At 34.1% G+C, this 20,652-nt stretch carries 16 protein-coding genes; 13 read left to right on the top strand and 3 right to left on the bottom strand.

Going from position 1 to position 20,652, the window contains the following annotated elements; all coding sequences use genetic code 11:
- Positions 1 to 128: 128 nt before the first annotated feature.
- On the bottom strand, positions 129 to 1,205 hold the full coding sequence (locus tag KMW28_RS17760) for a branched-chain amino acid aminotransferase (RefSeq protein ID WP_066212280.1): 1,077 nt from the start codon (positions 1,203 to 1,205) through the stop codon (positions 129 to 131).
- Positions 1,206 to 1,343: 138 nt separating this feature from the next.
- Between KMW28_RS17760 and KMW28_RS17765 the strand changes: the two genes are divergently transcribed.
- The 3 genes from KMW28_RS17765 (at position 1,344) to KMW28_RS17775 (ending at position 6,640) form a co-directional block, all read left to right on the top strand.
- Positions 1,344 to 2,678 carry a hemolysin family protein gene (locus tag KMW28_RS17765; RefSeq protein ID WP_169662963.1) on the top strand — a complete coding sequence of 445 codons (1,335 nt, stop codon included), beginning with the start codon at positions 1,344 to 1,346 and terminating at the stop codon, positions 2,676 to 2,678.
- A gap of 447 nt (positions 2,679 to 3,125) precedes the next feature.
- Positions 3,126 to 5,057, top strand: coding sequence for a glucosamine-6-phosphate deaminase (gene nagB / locus KMW28_RS17770; RefSeq protein ID WP_169662964.1), 1,932 nt, complete (start codon positions 3,126 to 3,128; stop codon positions 5,055 to 5,057).
- A gap of 344 nt (positions 5,058 to 5,401) precedes the next feature.
- Positions 5,402 to 6,640: an exo-beta-N-acetylmuramidase NamZ family protein gene (locus tag KMW28_RS17775; RefSeq protein ID WP_169662965.1), complete on the top strand. Its 1,239-nt coding sequence runs from the start codon at positions 5,402 to 5,404 to the stop codon at positions 6,638 to 6,640.
- Positions 6,641 to 7,148: 508 nt separating this feature from the next.
- Here the strand turns inward: KMW28_RS17775 and KMW28_RS17780 are convergent.
- Together KMW28_RS17780 and KMW28_RS17785 are read right to left on the bottom strand one after the other, a co-directional pair.
- Entirely contained in the window at positions 7,149 to 7,808 is a 660-nt protein-coding gene (locus tag KMW28_RS17780; protein WP_066212275.1) for a nitroreductase family protein, read from the bottom strand.
- A gap of 48 nt (positions 7,809 to 7,856) precedes the next feature.
- Positions 7,857 to 8,624, bottom strand: coding sequence for an alpha/beta fold hydrolase (locus KMW28_RS17785; protein ID WP_169662966.1), 768 nt, complete (start codon positions 8,622 to 8,624; stop codon positions 7,857 to 7,859).
- A 119-nt stretch (positions 8,625 to 8,743) separates the two neighbouring features.
- On the opposite strand from KMW28_RS17785, the gene KMW28_RS17790 reads away from it, so the two are divergent.
- The 10 genes from KMW28_RS17790 (at position 8,744) to KMW28_RS17835 (ending at position 20,559) form a co-directional block, all read left to right on the top strand.
- Positions 8,744 to 9,241 (top strand): hypothetical protein, encoded by a 498-nt coding sequence (locus KMW28_RS17790; protein WP_066212270.1) that lies wholly within the window; start codon positions 8,744 to 8,746, stop codon positions 9,239 to 9,241.
- A gap of 52 nt (positions 9,242 to 9,293) precedes the next feature.
- Positions 9,294 to 9,854: an aminoacyl-tRNA hydrolase gene (gene pth, locus KMW28_RS17795; protein WP_169662967.1), complete on the top strand. Its 561-nt coding sequence runs from the start codon at positions 9,294 to 9,296 to the stop codon at positions 9,852 to 9,854.
- 3 nt (positions 9,855 to 9,857) lie between these two features.
- Entirely contained in the window at positions 9,858 to 10,598 is a 741-nt protein-coding gene (locus KMW28_RS17800) for an SPFH domain-containing protein (protein WP_169662968.1), read from the top strand.
- Between the two features lie 27 nt (positions 10,599 to 10,625).
- Positions 10,626 to 11,153: a ribosome maturation factor RimM gene (rimM, locus tag KMW28_RS17805; RefSeq protein WP_169662969.1), complete on the top strand. Its 528-nt coding sequence runs from the start codon at positions 10,626 to 10,628 to the stop codon at positions 11,151 to 11,153.
- Between the two features lie 228 nt (positions 11,154 to 11,381).
- Positions 11,382 to 11,945 carry a hypothetical protein gene (locus KMW28_RS17810; protein ID WP_169662970.1) on the top strand — a complete coding sequence of 188 codons (564 nt, stop codon included), beginning with the start codon at positions 11,382 to 11,384 and terminating at the stop codon, positions 11,943 to 11,945.
- A 267-nt stretch (positions 11,946 to 12,212) separates the two neighbouring features.
- On the top strand, positions 12,213 to 12,749 hold the full coding sequence (locus KMW28_RS17815; protein ID WP_169662971.1) for a hypothetical protein: 537 nt from the start codon (positions 12,213 to 12,215) through the stop codon (positions 12,747 to 12,749).
- A gap of 113 nt (positions 12,750 to 12,862) precedes the next feature.
- On the top strand, positions 12,863 to 13,723 hold the full coding sequence (locus KMW28_RS17820; RefSeq protein ID WP_169662972.1) for a LytTR family DNA-binding domain-containing protein: 861 nt from the start codon (positions 12,863 to 12,865) through the stop codon (positions 13,721 to 13,723).
- Between the two features lie 163 nt (positions 13,724 to 13,886).
- Positions 13,887 to 14,303 (top strand): DUF2141 domain-containing protein, encoded by a 417-nt coding sequence (locus KMW28_RS17825; RefSeq protein ID WP_169662973.1) that lies wholly within the window; start codon positions 13,887 to 13,889, stop codon positions 14,301 to 14,303.
- A gap of 1 nt (position 14,304) precedes the next feature.
- Positions 14,305 to 16,530, top strand: a complete 2,226-nt coding sequence (locus KMW28_RS17830; protein ID WP_169662974.1) for an FAD-dependent oxidoreductase — start codon at positions 14,305 to 14,307, stop codon at positions 16,528 to 16,530.
- An 807-nt stretch (positions 16,531 to 17,337) separates the two neighbouring features.
- Positions 17,338 to 20,559, top strand: coding sequence for a TonB-dependent receptor (locus KMW28_RS17835; protein ID WP_169662975.1), 3,222 nt, complete (start codon positions 17,338 to 17,340; stop codon positions 20,557 to 20,559).
- Positions 20,560 to 20,652 lie beyond the last annotated feature (93 nt).

Consider the following 20,652-nt stretch of genomic DNA (forward strand, 5'->3'; position numbering starts at 1 on the left):
TTATATAAAATTCAATATTATATAAGTATAAAGTAATATGAAATCCATAAAAAGAAGCTGCCTTTTGTTTTATCATAAAAACAAAGAGCAGCTTCTTTAGCTAATATCAAATAATGGAGTTATAAAAATTAGATTTTATATGTCCATCCTTTCGTATCTTCAATTTCTCCTTTTTGAATACCTTGGAATTTGGCCTTCAATTCTGTAGAGAATGTATAATCTGCAGGTAGATCGAAATCTTCACCATCGTTAGAGATCACTGCAAAAGGAGCGATTGTTACAGCTGTACCAATACCAAATGCACCTCTCAGTTTTCCATTTTTGATCGATTCAATTACTTCGTCCACTGAAATATGACGCTCTTCTACTTTATGTCCCATCCCTTCGATAAGATCGATTACTGTTAAACGAGTGATTGATCTAAGGATAGTGTCTTCTACTGGTAGAGTTGGTGCCGTTACGAATGTTCCGTCAATATCAAACATTACGTTCATTGTACCTGACTCCTCAATGTACTTATGCTCTTTAGCATCTGTCCATAATAATTGATCGTACCCTTGTTGAGCAGCCAATTTAGCTGGAAGTAAAGATGCGGCATAGTTACCTGCTACTTTTGCAAATCCAGTTCCGCCTGGTGCAGTTCTACTAAATTCCTTCTCCACTTTAACTCTTAAAGCTTTAGAATAGTATTTACCTGCTGGAGCAGTAATAATAGCAAAAGTATACGTGTCTGATGGTTTCATTCCTAAGAACTCATCAGTAGCAAACATAAATGGACGAATATAAAGTGAGCTATCCGGCGTGCTTGGTACCCAATCTCTATCAATTTCTATCAAACGGTGAAGACCCTCCATAAAAATTTCTTCAGGGATACTAGGCATGCAAATACGCTCAGCAGAGACGTTCATTCTTTTTGCATTTTCTTCTGGTCTAAACACAAGGACTTCTTCAGGGTTTTGAGCATTTCTAAATCCTTTTAATCCTTCAAAAATTGACTGGCCATAATGTAAAGACGACGTTGCAGGTGCAAGTTGAAAACTATCGTAAGGGACAATTCTCAAGTCCTGCCATTCACCATCGCGGTAATCTGCGACAAACATGTGATCGGACATCGTTTTACCAAATGCAATATTGTCAAAATCTACTTCGCTTAAACGAGAATTTTGAGCTTTTTCTACGCGAATATCTAATTTTAATTCCTTCATATTATTGTCCAAACATATTTTGCGATGTGTATCAAGCCATAAATATAGATACATTTGTACTATTGTGAGGAAAAAATTCAAAAATAGTGTCACTCTCCAAGACTTTTTTTGATATTTGATAAGAAATTAAGAATTATAATGAACGAAAACATCATTTACATAGGACTTTGTCTACTTTTTTCCGCCTTCTTTTCGGCGACGGAAATCGCATTTGTTTCTGCGAATCGTCTTCATATAGAGGTACAAAGAAAAAAGCTTTCTTTGGCAGGTCGTCTTATCAATAAATTTTTCGAAAATAAATCGACTTTTATTACCACAATATTAATCGGAAACACCACTGCTTTAGTGATGTATGGTATTTTTGTATCGAAAGTTTTAGACCCAATTTTACAAAACTTTTATATGACTCAATTTCCATCCATGGATCCTGGGACTGTAGAAGTCACTGTTTTAATTACACAAACTATTTTATCTACAGTTGTCGTTTTAATAACAGCGGAATTTCTACCCAAAAGTTTAACGATGATCAACCCCGATGTTTTCCTAAATATTGCATCGCCTCCAATGAATGTTATCTACACACTCTTATATCCAATTACTTGGTGCGTAGAAAAATTATCACAGTTTACTATCAAAAATATATTTGGTTTCCATTCTCAAGAAGAACAAAATTCATTCAACCTCACCGATCTGAGTCAATATATTAGAGATATAGAAGTAGCATCACTTGATCAAGAAGATTCAGAAGGAGATGCTATTGATAAAACCTACTTGGAAAACGCATTAGAATTTAAAGATGTCCGTGTGAGAGATGTTATGATTCCAAGAAAAGAAATCGTTGCTATCGATATTGAAGAAGATATTGAAGAACTGAAGAAACTCTTTATAGAAAGCGGACATTCCAAAATTCCTGTTTATAAAGAAGACCTTGATGATATTGTAGGTTACTGTCACGCTCGACAGTTATTTAAAAAGCCTGAAACTATACAAGAAATTCTCCATGAAATCCCTACTCGTCCTGAAACTGCAGCAGCAGATGAAGTGATGACATTTATGATGGAAGAAAAGAAAAGTTTAGTGTCTGTTATCGATGAATATGGAGGAACTGCGGGCATTGTTACTTTAGAAGATATTACTGAAGAAATTGTAGGTGAAATCGAAGATGAACACGATGAAGAGGAACTTCCTTTCTTTCAAGAAAATGAATATACTTATCTTCTAACTGCTCGACATGAAATTGATTGGCTCAACGAAAAGAAAGATTGGGAAATAGAAGAAGGAGAATATGATACCCTTGGAGGTTTTATTTTACATCATTATAGAAACATACCTGTAGTTGATGAAGAAATCGATATTGAGGACCTAAAATTCCATATTGTTACCATGGATGGGGCTAGAATTGACATGGTTAGACTAATTTTCCCTCATCAAGAAGAGGAAGAAGAAGAAAATAACAACGAAATAACGGAGTAATTTTGCAAGTATAACCCAAAAAGTCCATTCTATTCTTTACCCTTTGCACTAAGAACAAAACTATTCTTATTCTTACTTACCCTTAATTATTCATTTTAGCTTAATGTATAGGTCATTTTTAATTATTAAATTAAAGATGAGATCATTTTTCGTTATCAGTAATGAGTTATACACCCTAAATAGTTCCTTTAATAATACAGAATATAAATTCATTCACATTTGGTAATCACTTGTAAAATTTATTGTGAATGATATTTAAAAATCACTCTATATGGAACGTTATGATCGATCAAAACCGTTTATCTATCGACGAACGTCTTGTATCGAAATTATTATGTACAATCTACACCTCTACATAATTTTGGTACATCGAAAAGAAAAAGAGACCGATTCTATAGTTCTTTTTGATTATTAAAAGAGTAAAAAACCAACATAAAAAAATATATTATGACCACTACATTGTTAAACCAACAGGTGATGACAGACAGAGAGTTCGAGCGTTTAGAAACGCTTACTTTCGAAACAAGTGCGAAAGCATCTATCGTTATCGCTAATGAAATCGCTGACCTTATTCGCGACAAAGCTTCTAAAGGTGAAAACGCTGTTTTAGGTTTAGCTACAGGTTCTTCTCCTCTTAAAGTATATGACGAACTTATTCGTCTTCATAAAGAAGAAGGCTTGTCGTTCAAAAATGTGATCACTTTCAACTTGGATGAGTACTATCCAATGCAACCTGATTCGATTCATTCTTATGTTCGTTTCATGAAAGAGAACCTTTTTGATCATGTAGATATCGAAGAGAAAAACATCCATATTCCTGACGGTACTTTGGCAATGAAAGACGTTTACGCTTTCTGTCAAGATTACGAAGCTAAAATTGCTGCTGCAGGTGGTTTGGATATCCAAATCTTAGGTATTGGTCGTACAGGTCATATCGGATTTAACGAGCCGGGTTCTACAGAAAATAGCCGTACTCGTATGGTGACACTTGCTGCAGTAACTCGTATCGATGCTGCTCCATCTTTCGGTGGTTTGGACAACGTTCCAAAACGTGCGATCACAATGGGTGTGAAGCCAATCATGCAAGCAGGTCGTATTATCATGATGGCTTGGGGTTCTGGTAAAGCACCAATCGTTCAAAAAATGGTAGAAGGCGACATCTCTATGCAAGTCCCTGCCACTTTCCTTCAAAAACACGATAATGTATCAGTATTCCTAGATGAGGGTGCTACTGAATCATTAACTCGTGTGACTAACCCTTGGTTAGTTCGTGAAGTAGAATGGACACAAGCCATGATGAAAAAAGCCATCGTTTGGTTAGCATACAAAACAGGTAAGCCTGTATTGAAACTAACAAACAAAGATTACATCGAAAATGGTTTAGATAGCTTGTTATCAACTAAAGGTGCTGCTTACGATTTGAACATCGAAGTATTCAACCTTTTACAACATACAATTACTGGATGGCCAGGTGGGAAGCCTTCAGCAGACGACACACAACGTCCTGAAAGAGCAGAACCAGCTAAGAAACGTGTAATTATCTTCTCTCCTCACCCAGACGACGATGTGATCTCTATGGGTGGTACTTTCCAACGTTTAGTGGATCAAGGACATGAAGTACACGTTGCTTACCAAACATCTGGTAACATTGCCGTTTCTGATGATGATGCTCGTAGATATGCGACTTTCTCAAAATCATTGATGGCGAAATTTGGATTCGATACAGCAGAATCAAATTCTAAGTTCAAAGAAATTACAGGTTTCCTTGATGCTAAAGAAGAAGGTGATATCGACTCATTGGCTGTTCGTCAGTTAAAAGGTCAGATCCGTAGAGACGAGTCAATTGCTGCTTGTCGCTACACTGGAGTTCCTGAATCAAAAGTTCACTTCCTAGATCTTCCTTTCTACGAAACAGGTAAAGTTCGTAAGAATCCAGTAGGTCCTGCAGATATCGAAATCATCAAAAACTTGATCTCAGACATCAAGCCTCACCAAATCTATGCAGCAGGTGACTTAGCCGATCCACACGGTACTCACCGCGTTTGTTTAGATGCCATCTTTGCTGCTCTTGAAGAGTTGAAAAACGAAGATTACATGAAAGATTGCTGGTGTTGGTTATACAGAGGTGCGTGGCACGAGTGGCCAATCGACGAAATCGAAATGGCTGTACCAATGTCACCAGAGCAAGTGATGATCAAACGTAAAGCAATTTTCTTCCACGAGTCTCAAAAAGACGGAGTGGTATTCCAAGGTACAGACGACCGTGAATTCTGGCAACGTGCAGAAGAGCGTAACTCTGATACAGCCAAGCTTTACAACCAACTTGGACTAGCAGAATATGAAGCAATGGAAGCGTTCGTTCGCTACCACTTCATCTAAGCCATATATAATTGAATTGATAAAAAGCTCTCGGGGAAACCTGAGGGCTTTTTTTGTATGGGAAATTAAAAATGAAAAGTTAAAAATGAAAAACGTGAGATGTTAAATAGGATGTGTAAATGGTTCGTAAAACCATTCCTTACTTCTTACTTCAAACAACACATACCTAGCAATAAATTACTGGGCTTATGATACTCCATCTCCAAAAATACAATTTCCCTATTCCCTATTAGTTATTACTTAAATAAACGAGCGTCAATTCCGCAACTCCTCCCTCCTAATTCCTAACTCCTACCTATTTTTTCCCTATCTTCACTTAACGATTACTCATTTAAATATCCCTTATGCTAAATAAATATTTTTACATTACTCTATTTCTGTTTTTTACACTTAACATTCAAGCACAAACCCCATATGTAAAAGTGGGGATCGAAGTGCTGAAAGATCAAAATTTTAAAGCTTTAGAAGGCAAACGAGTTGGATTGGTTACTAACCCTACCGGTATCGATATAAATTTCACTTCTACAATTGATATTTTACATCAAGCAGCAAATGTAAACTTAACTGCTCTTTATGGTCCTGAACATGGAGCAAGAGGTGATACAGATGCGGGTGCTCACGTAGATAGTTATCTTGATAAAACCACAGGTTTAAATGTATTCTCTTTGTATGGAAAAACTCGAAAACCAACTCCTAAAATGCTCGAAAATGTAGATGTAATTGTCTATGATATTCAAGATATTGGTGTTCGATCTTATACCTTCATTAGTACATTAGGGCTAGTAATGGAAGCTGCAGCTGAAAATGGTAAAGAGGTGATTGTTTTAGATCGTCCCAATCCATTAGGTGGTAAAAAAGTGGAAGGTAATATTGTAATGGAAGGATACTTCTCTTTTGTGAGTCAATTTCCAATTCCTTACATCTATGGACTTACCGTTGGAGAATTGGCCTACATGATGAATCATGAAGGATGGCTCAAAGGAGGTAAAAAATGTAAACTCAAAGTCATTCCAATGAAAGGTTGGAAACGTTCTATGAGATTCCAAGATACTGGTCGTGCTTGGGTACCGTCTTCTCCTCATATTCCAAATGTTCAAACGGCCGAACTTTACCCTGCCACAGGTATAATTGGAGAACTTGAAGCTAGTTTTATCGGAATCGGTTACACCCTTCCTTTTGGTGTATTTGCCTCTGAATGGATCAATGGATTGAAATATGCAGAAGCTTTAAATGCTTTACATCTTGATGGTGTACATTTTAGACAAATAACGTTTACCCCTTATTATAAAGACAAAAAAGGCAAGAAGCTTTATGGTGTTCAGGTATATATTACCGATTATGATAAAGTGAGATTATCTGAAATTCAATTTCATGCCTTAGCCGTATTGAAAGACCTCTATCCGGATAAAGATCTATTTGCTGGTAAAGAAAATCGATTCAATATGTTTGATAAAGTTTGTGGAACCGACCTTATCCGCACTAATTTCACTAAAAACTATCTTTTTGATGATGTAAAACCCTATTGGAGAAAAGATGAAGAGGCTTTTAGGAAGAAGTCGGCGGTGTATATGATGTATAGGTAGGTAGCAGGTAGCAGGTAGCAGGTAGCAGGTAGCAAAATTTACGCTCGGTTTTAATTAGGAATTAGGAGTTTCTAATCTAACGCTCGTTTTAACTAAGAAGTAAGGAACTAAGAAACTAAGGGTTGATTTCGTTCTATGTAGGTACATATCAAAAGCCCCGTAATTTATTGCGGGGGATTGGTGTTAAAGTAAGAGGTAAATTCACTAAAAATTTATCTCGATGTGACTTTAGATTCTTATATGTATCAGTTGAATTTTAACCTTCAACTATTCATTAGATAAATCAGAAATATGTCTGAAATTATACTTTAGTAGATTTTTGACACAACTATATTCAGTAAAAAACCCTCAAAATTAAAGAAAAGTATAATTTTGAGGGTTTTTCTATCATATTATCAATTTTCATCAATAAAAAAGTTGAGAAATTAACTTAAAGGTAAATTTCTCAACTCAGTATATTTTCAGAGCAAATCGCTTTTCACTTTTCACTCTTCACTCTTCACTTATATTAGTACCACTGACTAATTTGGCGAAGTGATTTTCTTTCGATATTAGGCACTAAGGCATCTTTCTCTGGGTATCCAACAGGGATCAATAAGAAAGGTCGCTCATTGGCTGGTCTTTCTAATTCTTTGGCAAGAAAGTTCATTGGCGAAGGTGTGTGAGTTAATGCTACTAACCCTGCCTCATGTATTGCATGAAGCAAGAAACCGCAAGCTAAACCTACCGATTCATTCACGTAGTAGTTGTTGTGTCTCACCCCCATTTCATCTATTTCGTAGACCTGTTTAAAGACCACAATTAACCAAGGAGCTTTTTCTAGAAATGGTTTATTCCAATCTGTGCCAAAAGGCTTCAAATCTTCCAACCACTCTTCAGACATACGTCCGTGATAGCCTTCATATTCTTCTTTTTCTGCTGCTACACGTATTTTCTTTTTCATTTCAGGATTGGAAACAGCACAAAACATCCATGGCTGCTTATTTGCTCCTGATGGAGCTGCACCTGCTGCCTGAATAATATTTTCTATTACTTCTCTTGGAACTTCTTTATCTGAAAATTCTCTTAATGATCTTCTATGAGAAATTTTCTCCAAATATTCTTGTGTCACTTTAAGCATTTCTGCTTCTGAAAGTTCCTTGTGTTTATATGGTATGAATTCTTCCACTTAGTATTTATTGATAGTAAAACAGTGATCAGTGTAAAAGTACGTAATTTATAATATAAAATTCAAAACAGCCTCTAATAGTTCCTGAGGCTTCTGTGCATGTACCCAATGTCCGGCATCAGCAATCATTTCTATTTGTACGGAAGCAAATTTTTCATCTATTTCTGACATATCAAAAGATTGAATATAATTAGAGTCCGTTCCTCCTATAAATAAGGTAGGTACTTCAATAAGGTATTTACTATCCAATGCTTTACCTACTTCTTCGATCTTTTCAGTTAAAACAGGTAAATTCATTCTCCAAGCAAAACCACCTTCTTTCTTTCTATAGATATTTTTAAGTAAAAATGATCTTTCACCTAAATTCGGAATGTATTCGGCTAAAATTTTATCTGCTTCACCTCTAGATTTTAAAGTATCTATTGGCATGGCATTTAATCCCTCTAAGATGGTTTGATGATGCACCGGGTAATGTCTTGGAGCAATATCAACTACTACCATACGACTCGGCACTTCTGGAAAGTTTGCAGCGAATTGCATCACTGTTTTTCCTCCCATAGAATGTCCTAAAAGAACAGGTTTTATTAATTCATGCTGATCAATAAAATCTTTAAGGTCTTGAGCTAAAATTTCATAGGAAAATTCATCGCTTTGAGGAGACTGACCATGATTTCTTTGATCGACTAAAAATACATGAAACTTTTCCGCAAATTTCTTCCCTAATGTCATCCAGTTATCACATTGTCCGAACAAACCATGAAGTATAATCAGTGGTGTATTTCCTTTTTCTCCTAGTTCTCTATAAAACAAATTCATCTATGAAATAATTTTTATTGTATATCTAATCAAAAAATAAGCTATATAACTACACTTTGATAAGTGTACTTTATTAGTTTTGAAGTGCAATTTATAAAATCATCTTTTGAAAACTCAAAATGCATAGAATCACATTAAAAATTCTTTCGACTTTCGTACTCTTTTTTAGTATCACTGCTTGTGGTTTTAAAACTTCAGATAAAATCAATGCCCCTGAAGTGAACAAACAGATTAAGGAGAGAAAAATCAAAAGGTTTAAAGAAAACGAAATTGCTGATCAAGCATTCAGAATCGGCTCTCAATTATCCGATTCTATATTCTCTATTAATTGTGGAACGCTTCCGGTTGAATTATTAAAAATTGATCAGAAGGAGTTTATTAACAAAGTATGGGTAGATTGTTCAACACCAAAAGAAGATATTCCAAAGCAAGTTTGGGAAGCTTACGCATACAGTAAAAATCAAAAATTAGAGCTGAAAGACAATATCCAAAGAATAAAAGATGATAATGAAAGAGTAACTGCTTATTTATTTTCATCGCCAAAAATTGTTAACGATTCTCTAAAAGTCCTTCAAATCGAACTGAATCACAAAGCGTTGGTACTTTCGCTTTATTAAAAGTGATCAAAAAACTATCTTTGCGAATCAAAATCAGAAAATAATTTTTACAATGAAATATTTAATCGTCGGTTTAGGCAATATCGGTCCAGAATACGAAAAAACGCGTCATAATATTGGCTTTATGGTGGCAGATGCTATCGCAAAAAAACATGATGCTAAATTCGAGATGGATCGCTTGGCTTATGTGGCAGATTTTAAACATAAAGGAAGAAGCATTACTGTAATTAAACCAACCACTTTTATGAACCTTAGTGGTAAAGCAGTAAAGTATTGGGCAAATCAATTGAAAATCCAAAAGGAAAATATTTTGGTTATTGTTGATGACTTAGCCCTTCCTTACACTACCTTAAGAATGAGAGGTAAAGGTGGTGCTGCAGGTCACAATGGCTTAAAAGATATTGAGGCCCAATTACAGTCGGCGGCTTATCCAAGATTACGTTTTGGTATTGGTGATAACTATTCCAAAGGAAAACAAATCGATTTTGTTTTGGGAGAATTTACTGAAGACGAAAAAATAGATTTAGATACATTAATCGATACATCTGTTCAAATGTGCGAATCGTTTTGCAGCATAGGTTTATCAAGAACAATGAATCAATTCAATAAATAATCCATGACAGACAAATTATTAAAAGGATTCTCGGGGTATTTTATGATCATCCTACAGACAATTCTATTTGGAGTTGCCGGATATGTGTTATCATTACCCAACCTTGGTGCAGTGAGTATGCTTATTCTCTTTGTAGACCTTGTCTTGTTAAGAGGTTACTTTACTGTGGCTAATGGAGAGGCTGCCTTAATTAATTTATTAGGAAAATATAAAGGTACCATCAATGTTGCTGGTTTTTATTGGTCTCATCCATTTAGAAAGATCATTAAGACGAGCCTCAAAGATAACGTACAACATATTGGGCCATGGGAATCTTTTGCTAAAGATGGTGTTGCTTTAGAACTTAACGTGGAATGTCGTTGGCAAATCAAAGATGCGGCTAAGGTACACTTTGGAATGTCTGATGTTCAAGAAACAGTCAATTCCATCACAAAAGAAAAAGCCCAAACTTTAGTAGAGATGTATCCGTTTGATAATGCTAATGGCGTTTCTTTACGATTACACTCTAATGAAATTAACAGTGCTTTGATGACTTCATTAAAAGTACAATTAGCCGAGTTCGGTATTTTACTTCAAGGCGTACGCTTTAATAGTATCAGAATGATCAATAGAAAAAGATCTACTCAGGATGCTATGGTTTTAGCTAAAAAAATGGTCGAAGAAGTACATGAGATCGAACAATTATCCGATCATCAAAAATCGGATATGCAATTGCAATTGTTGTCTATTTTGATGACAGAATAAATTAGAAAAAAGTAAATCAAAAATATTATGCTTAAAGAAGAGTGTTTTGAGTTTGGTAAGATTACTAAAACTCATGGTTTAAATGGAGAAGTATTGATCTTTGGTGATGTGGATGATTTAACTCAATACGAAGGGTTAGACGCTGTATTTATAGAAAGAAGAGGAAATCTAGTTCCTTACTTTTTAGAATACCTTTCGATGCATAACAATAGATTTATTGCCAAATTCGAAGATATAGAAACTCTTGAAGATGCTGAAGCATTAAAAGATGCTCAATTGTATCTTCCGTTAGCTGCTCTACCTGAATTAGAAGAAGGTAAGTTCTACTACCACGATGTAGTTGACTTTACTATCGTTGATAACAATCTAGGTGAACTTGGTCAGATCAAAAAGATCTACACCAATTCTGCACAAGATTTAATTGAAATGCATTACAAAGGGAAAGAAGTTCTTATCCCTATTAGTGATGATATTGTGATTAAAGCTGATATGGAAAAGAAACAATTGATCACCAATTTACCTGATGGTTTAATTGATATATACATGGAAGAATAAATTGTTTAACATCTAATTTAAATCAATTTAACTTTTAAAAAAGGCTTTTACGTTTTTGTAACAATACGTAAAAGTCTTTTTTGTTTTTACAGTATAATAGATGTTTATGTTATCAATCGTTTAATCTAAAGCTTATCTATTTAATTATCACTCACGTACATTTGTTAATACACAAACATTCTATTTCTTAATAAGGAATAAAGTTTTATTTATCTTAAACTAATTTACGTGAAAAAGCTACTACTTACATTTGCAGTAATAACTATGTACTGTTCGTTTACCATTAACGATTTACACGCCCAAACTAGTGTTCAGTATTACTATGGTATGGGGAATGTTCAACAAATTTCGGTTTGGCAGAATGTTTCTGAGAACGATTTATTAAACTTCCGTGTAGGATATCAAGATTTTGCTGAGGATAATGTTTCTCTGTCTATTGGTTATGGTCGTTTATTTGGAGAGTTTTTACCCTACTTAGTTTTCAATAAAGACGTCACTTCAGACTTAAATAATTATTCGTTTACCAACGGTTATTATTGGGCTCCTGGAGGAAGATGGGACTTTGCATTGGGTTGGACTTTAAATCAGCATGAAACGTATTCGAATCCTCAGGCAGAAATTCCTACTGACACTTACAGCAGATGGAGTCAGAGTTATTGGTTTGATGTTTATTATAACCTAACTGACATGAAGGCTCAAGTGGGTGCAGAAGTAGGTGTGACTTCTTCGGGAGTTTGGTTTTGGGGAATCATGTTCTCTAAAGCTTTAGATTTTAGAAAAAAACATAAATAGTTAGAGCAAGGTAATTGTTCGAAAAATACATTGGTCATAAATACCAATTTTATTTAAACTACATCAAACTTAAATTTTTAAGTTGATTCCAAGAAGGTTGTCAAATATTATATTTGACAGCCTTTTCTTTTTTTAAAAAATACCTACTAAACCTTAGGTTAATAGATGTTAGTGTTATCATTCATTAATCTGAAGAAACTCCCCCATTATTCTATCAAAATTAACTTTGTTATACTAAGCACATTCTAACCGTATATTATCATTGAAATGAAAAGGTTTTTATTCATTTTCACCACTCTTCTATTGTTTTTCTTTTCTTTTGACGAAATCAAAGCACAAACAAGTATTCAATATTATTATGGCATGGGCGGGTTACAACAAGTATCTGTATGGCAAAATATCACCCAAAAGCACATGGTCAATTTCAGGGCCGGATATCAAGATGTTACCGAAAACAACTTCACATTATCGCTTGGGTATGGATACCTAACTAAGCATTTCCTGCCTTATCTAGTATTTAATAAGGATATCACTTCTGGATTAAATAACTACAGTATCAACAATGGATATTATTGGATTTCAGGAGGTCGTTTCGATTTGGCTGCTGGCTGGGTCATGAAACATTCTGAATATCAAATTGACGAAAGTAATAGTTCTTCTGATTGGGCAAAAAAATGGAGTCAAGTGTATTGGTTCAATGTGTATTATAACATTAAAAAGTATAGAATGCAGATTGGAGGTGAAACAGGAATTACATCTTCAGGGGTGGTTGTTTGGGGTTGTATGATCAACCGGTCATTCTAGTTATAGAGATAATTAGATTTTTTTTCACTAATAACATAGGAGTAGCAGTAATTTTTATCGAGTACTCCAAAATATTAAAATTTGACTATTTTTGAGTACTAATTAATTCCATTATGTTATTTAAGAAATTAAACGCAGCCTTCCCTTTAATTACAGATCAAAAAACGAAATGGCTAGCTTCCTTTTTGTTTGGTGCATTTGTAATTGTCTTTTTAAGTGTGTTTCAACCTTTCGGCATTGCAGGCATTTCATTCTATAAACCTCTATTCATTTTAGGTTACGGACTTATTACATTTTCTTCAGTAGCTTTTTGCTTTTTTGTTCTTCCAATACTATTTAAAGATTTCTTTAAGGCAGATCAATGGACAGTAGGTAAAGCTATATTTTTCACTCTTTTAATCACTTTGATGATTAGTACTGTCAATTGGTACTATACAAGCGTTGTTGGAAAAGAGTTTTTCGATGTTAGCCACTCATACATTAAGTTTATAGGTATTACTTTTTCTGTAGGAATATTTCCAATTTTTGTTTTTATACTTTTCACAGAAAAAAGTCTAAGACATAAACATGAAGAAGCAGCAAAAAAAATTACAAGTAAATTAGTCAGCAACGAAGTTAATCAAGCAGTAGTAGAAAAAGGGATTACTTTTGAAACCGACAACAAAACTTATGCTTACAATTTAGATCAGTTTATCTGTGTAAAATCAGAAGGTAACTATATAGAAATTTATTCTATTTCTGATGATCATAAACTGAAAAAAGACGTTGTTCGTTTATCATTAAAATTAGCTCTTCAACAAATTGATGACAGCTACAATGTACATCAATGTCACAGGTCTTATATTGCTAATTTTGATAAAATAATTAGGGTAAGTGGTAATGCTAGAAACTATGAACTCCACATCGATTTAATTGATTTTCAAATACCCGTTTCTAGGTCATTTTCTAAGGAGCTGATCAGTATTTATAAGTAAAATATTCTATTTATTTAGTGTCCCATTCGTCCCATTCATCACTAAAACATCCCTTTTCATACTAAAAATGGGCCTTCTCACCCCATTTTCTCCCAACCGTAACTTTTAGGTTTTAACTCTCTAAGGAAAGTTTGTAATTGCAATCAAACAAAAATATCACGCCATGTCTTTCCTGTTAAACCTATTAATATATACTCACTTGTTAAGTATACCTACAGATGATGTAACAATAACTATTTCCGGTTTGGAATCTTCCAAAGGTAAAGTGGAAATAGGTATTTATAATTCATCATCTACATTCCCTAAATCTAATGAATTTTACAAGGGATATTCTATTTCTCCCAATGGTTCGGAAATTACAATTTCTGTAAATGACCTGCCTGAGGGGACATACGCTATTGCCGTATGGCATGACGAAAATGAAGATAAAAAATTAAATACTAACTGGGTTGGAAAACCATCTGAAAAATATGGCTTTTCCAATAATGTTTTTGGTGTATTTTCCCCTCCTAATTTTGATGAGGCTTCATTTAACGTCGAAAAAAATAAATTAACTGAACTAAATATCAAACTTAAATAAGATGTCTTACCCACAATACGATGCAATTATCATTGGTGGTGGTCTTGGAGGATTGGTCTCTGCCGCTACTTTAAGTAAAAGAGGAAAAAAAGTATTACTCCTAGAACAACATTATGTTATAGGAGGTTGTGCGACTACTTTTAAAAGAAAAGATTTTATCATGGAGGTTGGCCTTCATGAAATGGATGGTTTATACGAAAGGGATATCAAAAATGATATTTTCGATTATCTTGATATTAAAAAGAATGTAGACTTATTACAAGTTCCTGAAGTGTACAATTTCAAATCGAATGATCTTGATTTTGTTCTTCCACACGGTCATGATGCAGCATTAAATGCTTTAGTTGAAAAATTTCCTCATGAACGAAAAAACATAGAAAAGTTCCTACTTTTCATGGATGCTATACTCTCAGAATTACCAAGTTTTCCAGTGGATAAATGGAAGCAGTATTTAAACTTGCCATTTATGCCTTTGACTTATCCAAATGTGGTAAAAGCATCTAAAAAAACGTTAGGAGAATGGTTGGATCATTACTTTGATGATGATAACCTGAAGTTAGTGCTACAGGCCAACTTACTTTATTATCATGATGATCCTTACAGCATGTCTATGATCTATTTTTCGGCTGCTCAAACCTCTTATATTTCTGGAGGAGGATATTTCATTAAAGGTGGGTCACAAAAGCTATCTGATTACCTTAAAGAGTTTATAGAAGAAAACAGTGGTACTGTACTATTAGGTCAGAAGGTTAAAAACATAATCATTGAAAACAAGGTCGCAACAGGAGTTGTTTTCCAAGATGCTTTTAATCCTAATAATACCAAAAAGGTATCGGGAAAAAAAATAATAGCCAATTGTGCTGTGCCTGTGGTAAAAAAAATGCTACCTAATGAGGAAGCTATAAAATTGGGCAAGAAGATTGACCATTTAAAACCTGCATGTTCCTTATTAAGCATCTACATAGGCTTTAAAAGTGATATCAAAAAGCTGGGCAGTAAGTATTACTCTACTTTTTTCAACTCTTCATCAGTGAAGAATATCAACGAGATTTATGCCAATGCTAATGGTGATTATTCTGAAAGGAATTATGTATTTGTAGATTATAGCCAGATTGATTCTGAACTTGCTCCTCAAAACAAAAGCTTTGGAGTGATCTGCTGTGCTGATTACCTGAAAAATTGGGAAAATTTATCTCCAGAAGAATATAAAATCAAAAAAGAAGAGGTTTCTAAAATTTTTATTGATAGACTTAATGATCATATACCAGGTATAGCCAATGAAATTGAGTACTACGAATTAGCCACTTCAAAAACAATCAATAGATATACAGGAAATCCATTTGGTACCCCATATGGTTTTGCTCAAACCCCTAATCAATCGGGAATGGGGAGAAATCCATTACAATCTCCTGTCAAAAATTTACATTTCGCCGGTGCTTGGACTTTTCCTGGTGGTGGATTTACAGGAGCTATAATCAGTGGTTTCCTTTGTGCGAACCAAGTGGACAAATCCATTAATTCTAAAAAGTTAACCAACTCAAATGTTCAAGATAATCGTTTGGTTAAACTTATTGAGAAAAAAAATATTGCACAAAATACAGTTGAATTAGTCTACGAGAAACCAGACAATTTTGACTATGATGCTGGACAATATGCTATTCTTGAACTTATAGATCCGCCCTTTTCAAATTTAGACGTCCCTCACAGGCCGTTATCCATCGTATCACATCCTTCTGAAAACAAAATTAAGTTTACTATGAGATACAGTAACAGTTCATTTAAAAAATCAATAAGTGAATTAATTGTAAACGATTACAGTAAAATTTACGGTCCTCTTGGAAAATTTACAGTAAAAAATGCTACAAAGGGTATTGCTTTTATCGTATCTGGAATTGGTATTACACCTATATTACCGCTTCTTATGGAGTTGAAAGAAAAAGAATATAAAGAACCAATTTATCTTTTCTATTCCAACAAAACAGAAGAGAGTGCCGCTTACCATGAAGATTTCTTAAAAATGAAATTGGATAACTTTAATTATGTCCCTGTATTTACATCAAAAGAAAAAAGAATAGATTCTAATTTCCTTAATGAATACTTACATCAATGGGGAGATTTCCATTACTACATTGTTGGATCAAGTGAGTTTAGTAAAAGTTTAGTAAAACAGCTTTCGTGTAATCCATTTATAGAACAAAAAGATATTAAAGTCGATGATTTTGGGTGATTTTAGAACTACATATTGGAAGGTTATTCATTAGATACTAACAGCTTATAAACGTATAATTCTAAGTTTACTGTAAATAAAAAAAGAGGTAGAAAAAACTTAAATGCTTATCTACCTCTTTTAAAATTTCTTGTATAAAAAACAAGCCAGGAACGCATCGCTACAACCTATTACCCTTGCTTACTTCCGTACCTGGGGGATTCTAGGGAGCAAATCGACCTGACTTGCGATGCAAAGGTACGTACATTTTTTTATTCTGCAAGGCTTTTTTCTAAATTTTATCTCAAAAACTTATAAGTTAATTATAATTATTTTACTATCAATAATTTATAGTTTATTTTTTTATCAAAAATATTTTTTTTAGGCATAATTAGAATTTACGGATGTAAATCTATAATTGTAAATCACATCAAATTATAGATTATAAATTAACATCCTACTTAATTTTATTTACAGTCTCCCTCATTAACAACTACCTATTTTTCAATACTATATATTTTAATAAAACCACCAATCTTAAATTAATTTTTGATTTAATTGTTAAATTTTCTTTACAAATATAACTTAATAAAATATACGTTAAAAATAGTAAATTGATAATTTTTCATTGAATATTTATAAAATTCGTAAAAACCAAATAATCTTAGTGAATGATTATTCAATTAATAGCTATTAAAATTATAACCTACTTATTCACACTTATTTAATAGTTAGTATTCTACCAATTGAGATTAACATTTAGTTCATTTAACATTGCACTTGCATACAATTGTAAGCTTTCACAAACATAAATTCTTATCTAATTCTATGGCACGCTACGTCATTACAATTTTATTCCTCAGTTTTTTAGGATTAAATATCCATGCCCAAACCACAACATCTGGAATGAGTGGTTTAATAACTGATGAAGACGGGAACACTTTAATCGGTGCTACTGTATTTGCTACACACACTCCTTCTGGTACTAAATACGGAGTAACTACTAGAGAAGATGGTCGTTTTGCTTTACCTAACATGAGAGTAGGTGGCCCTTACGAAGTGATCGTATCTTATGTAGGTTTTCAAAATGTAGCTTATAAAGACATCAATTTGACATTAGGTAACACTTATGTTTTAAATGTTACTATGAGCTCGGAGGACGAAATGTTGAATGAAATCGAAATCACAGCGACACAGGGTTTAGCTAATTCAGAAATGACTGGAGCAGCTACTAACGTGGATGAAAACACGTTGAGAATGATGCCTACGATTTCAAGATCAACTTCTGATTTTACAAGACTAACTCCTCAATCAGACGGAAATAGTTTTGGTGGTAGAAACAATCTTTACAACAACTTCTCTTTGGATGGTTCTATTTTCAATAACTCTTTTGGACTAGACGCTGCTGCTCCAGGTGGTCAAACAAACTCTCAACCTGTTTCTCTTGATGCCATTGAGCAAGTTCAAGTTTCTTTGGCTCCTTACGATGTACGTCAAAGTGGTTTTACAGGCGCAGGTGTAAATGCAGTGACAAAATCAGGTACTAACGAATTTAAAGGTACTGCTTATACTTATTTTAGAAACAACAGTATGATTGGTAGCACTGTAGATGGTGCAGATATTACTAATCCTGATTTAAATTACAATCAATCTGGTTTTAGTATTGGAGGTCCTATTCTTAAAAACAAACTTTTCTTCTTTGCAAATGCTGAATTTACTAGAAGAACTGATCCTGCTACTACTTATAGAGCTGCAAAAAATGAGCAAGAAGCACAAGATGCATTAGATGGTAAAATTTCTGGAGTATCTAGAGTTTTAGAACAAGATCTAGAAGACATTAGCAGCTTATTGAGAAATAAATACGGTTACGAAACTGGTCCTTACCAAGATTATAACTTAGAAACTTATAACAATAAGTTTTTGGCTAAGTTAGACTGGAACATAAATGAGGCACACACTTTTTCTATTCGTTATAATCACTTAACTTCTTATAGAGACAATTTACCTCACCCAATTGCGATCGCACCATCATCTCGTGTTCCTTCTGTGAATACAATGCAGTATCAAAATTCTGGCTATAGAATCAATAACAATTTCGATTCATTTATGGCAGAATTAAATAGCCGTTTCGGAAACAAGTATTCTAACAAAATGCAAATTGGTTATACAGCATTCAGAGATACCCGTGAGTTACCTAACTCAATGCCTTTCCCAATGGTGGATGTTGTTAAAGGTGGTACCACTTATGTTTCTTTTGGTTCTGAGCAATTCTCAGTAGAAAATAAATTAAGCCAAAACGTATTCCAGTTTACAGATAACTTCACTATTTATAAAAGAAATCACACCATTACTTTGGGTACAAACTTTGAATACTTTGGTTTTGAAAATGCGTTCAACTTACAAAGATATGGCTACCCATTCTTTGGTGGATATGAATACACAGGAGCTGCAGGTTTAGAAACAGCTTTAGATGGATACTTTGGTGGATTTGGTGGTTATGAAGGATATAGATCTTCAGTAACAGGTGCTCCAATTAAATCTGTTGATGTAAACGTTGCTCAGTTCTCTCTTTATGCACAAGACGAATGGAATGTAAATGATAACTTCGTTTTAACTTATGGTTTGAGAATGGACGTTCCAATCTATTTAACTGATATTGCACCAAACGAACAGGTTAATAATTACGAAGGTTGGAGAGATCAAAATGATCAGGCGGCAAGAGTTGATGTTACTCAACTTCCTAAGAACTCACCAATGTTCTCACCAAGAGTTGGGTTTAACTACAATGTAAATGGTCAAAATACAACTCAGTTAAGAGGTGGAACTGGTTTGTTTACCGGTAGAATTCCTTTTGTTTGGATCTCTAACCAAGCTGCAAACTCTCAATTCGACGATTGGTATACTTTCCAAATTAACGGTACTACAGACGATTTTAGATTCCCTCAGGTATGGAGATCTAATTTTGCCATTGACCACGAACTTCCTGGCGGTATTATTGGTACTTTCGAAGCGATCTATACAAAAGATATGCACGCTGTTCAACACGTAAACTATAACATGGTTACGAACAGAGAAAGAGCAACTGGAGCTGATAACAGAGAAATCTACCCTGCAACTGGTCCTAGAATTAAACCAATGTGGCAAGGTCCATCGGATGCTGAAGGTCAAGAAAACTCTTTCCTAGATGCTGGTATGATTATGTTGGACAATACAGACAAAGGTTACCAATATAGTTTAACTGGTCAATTGAAAAAGAATTTCAGATCAGGTGTTTCACTAATGGCTGCCTATACTTATTCAGAAGCGAAAGATATAACTTCTAACCCAGGAGAAATTGCTGCAGATGCTTACCAAAGAAATGCAGTAGTGGGTAACCCTAACACTCCAGGTTTAGCGTTTTCTTCTTTTGGATTAAAGCATAGATTAATTGCCTCACTTTCTTACGCTCTACAATATGGTAGTAAAAAGAACTTTGGTACTTCATTTGGTATGTTCTTCGAAGCGGCACAAGGTAACAGATTCTCTTACACATATGCTGGTGATATGAACAGAGACGGTATTATTGGTAACGACTTAATGTATGTTCCTGCTAACCGTGGAGAAATTCAATTGGTCGATATAACTGACGGAACAGGTAATGTTGTTGTTTCTGCTGAAGAACAATGGAACCAATTAGATGCTTATATCTCACAAGATGACTATTTAAGTTCAAGAAGAGGTGATTATGCAGAAAGAAACGGTGCTGTTTCTCCTTGGTACACTCAATTAGATATGAAGATCCTTCAAGATTTCAATATCGAAGTAGGCGGAAAGAAAAACACTATCCAATTATCATTTGATATTCAAAACTTGGGTAACTTATTAAACTCATCATGGGGTGTACGTCAGCAAGTAGCTAACGATCGCTTTATTAATTTTGTTGGTTATTCATCAGCTGATTCGAATACACCACAATATCAATACGTTGGCGGTAACACTACTTTCGTTAACAACACTTCTACAGATTCTCGTTGGAGAATGCAAGTTGGTTTAAGATATATCTTTAACTAAGCTTTAAGTAGTTAAATCAAAAAGGGCACTTCAGTAATTATGAAGTGCCCTTTTTGATTAAATGAAAAATTAAAAATGAAGAATGAAAAACGT

Source organism: Flammeovirga yaeyamensis (genome assembly GCF_018736045.1).
Taxonomy (GTDB): domain Bacteria; phylum Bacteroidota; class Bacteroidia; order Cytophagales; family Flammeovirgaceae; genus Flammeovirga; species Flammeovirga yaeyamensis.

Excerpts from the sequence above, each read along its gene's own strand:
- KMW28_RS17760 (WP_066212280.1), bottom strand. The coding sequence starts at position 1,205 with ATGAAGGAATTAAAATTAGATATTCGCGTAGAAAAAGCTCAAAATTCT.
- KMW28_RS17765 (WP_169662963.1), top strand. The coding sequence starts at position 1,344 with ATGAACGAAAACATCATTTACATAGGACTTTGTCTACTTTTTTCCGCC.
- nagB (WP_169662964.1), top strand. The coding sequence starts at position 3,126 with ATGACCACTACATTGTTAAACCAACAGGTGATGACAGACAGAGAGTTC.
- KMW28_RS17775 (WP_169662965.1), top strand. The coding sequence starts at position 5,402 with ATGCTAAATAAATATTTTTACATTACTCTATTTCTGTTTTTTACACTT.
- KMW28_RS17785 (WP_169662966.1), bottom strand. The coding sequence starts at position 8,624 with ATGAATTTGTTTTATAGAGAACTAGGAGAAAAAGGAAATACACCACTG.
- KMW28_RS17790 (WP_066212270.1), top strand. The coding sequence starts at position 8,744 with ATGCATAGAATCACATTAAAAATTCTTTCGACTTTCGTACTCTTTTTT.
- pth (WP_169662967.1), top strand. The coding sequence starts at position 9,294 with ATGAAATATTTAATCGTCGGTTTAGGCAATATCGGTCCAGAATACGAA.
- KMW28_RS17800 (WP_169662968.1), top strand. The coding sequence starts at position 9,858 with ATGACAGACAAATTATTAAAAGGATTCTCGGGGTATTTTATGATCATC.
- rimM (WP_169662969.1), top strand. The coding sequence starts at position 10,626 with ATGCTTAAAGAAGAGTGTTTTGAGTTTGGTAAGATTACTAAAACTCAT.
- KMW28_RS17815 (WP_169662971.1), top strand. The coding sequence starts at position 12,213 with ATGAAAAGGTTTTTATTCATTTTCACCACTCTTCTATTGTTTTTCTTT.
- KMW28_RS17820 (WP_169662972.1), top strand. The coding sequence starts at position 12,863 with ATGTTATTTAAGAAATTAAACGCAGCCTTCCCTTTAATTACAGATCAA.
- KMW28_RS17825 (WP_169662973.1), top strand. The coding sequence starts at position 13,887 with ATGTCTTTCCTGTTAAACCTATTAATATATACTCACTTGTTAAGTATA.
- KMW28_RS17830 (WP_169662974.1), top strand. The coding sequence starts at position 14,305 with ATGTCTTACCCACAATACGATGCAATTATCATTGGTGGTGGTCTTGGA.
- KMW28_RS17835 (WP_169662975.1), top strand. The coding sequence starts at position 17,338 with ATGGCACGCTACGTCATTACAATTTTATTCCTCAGTTTTTTAGGATTA.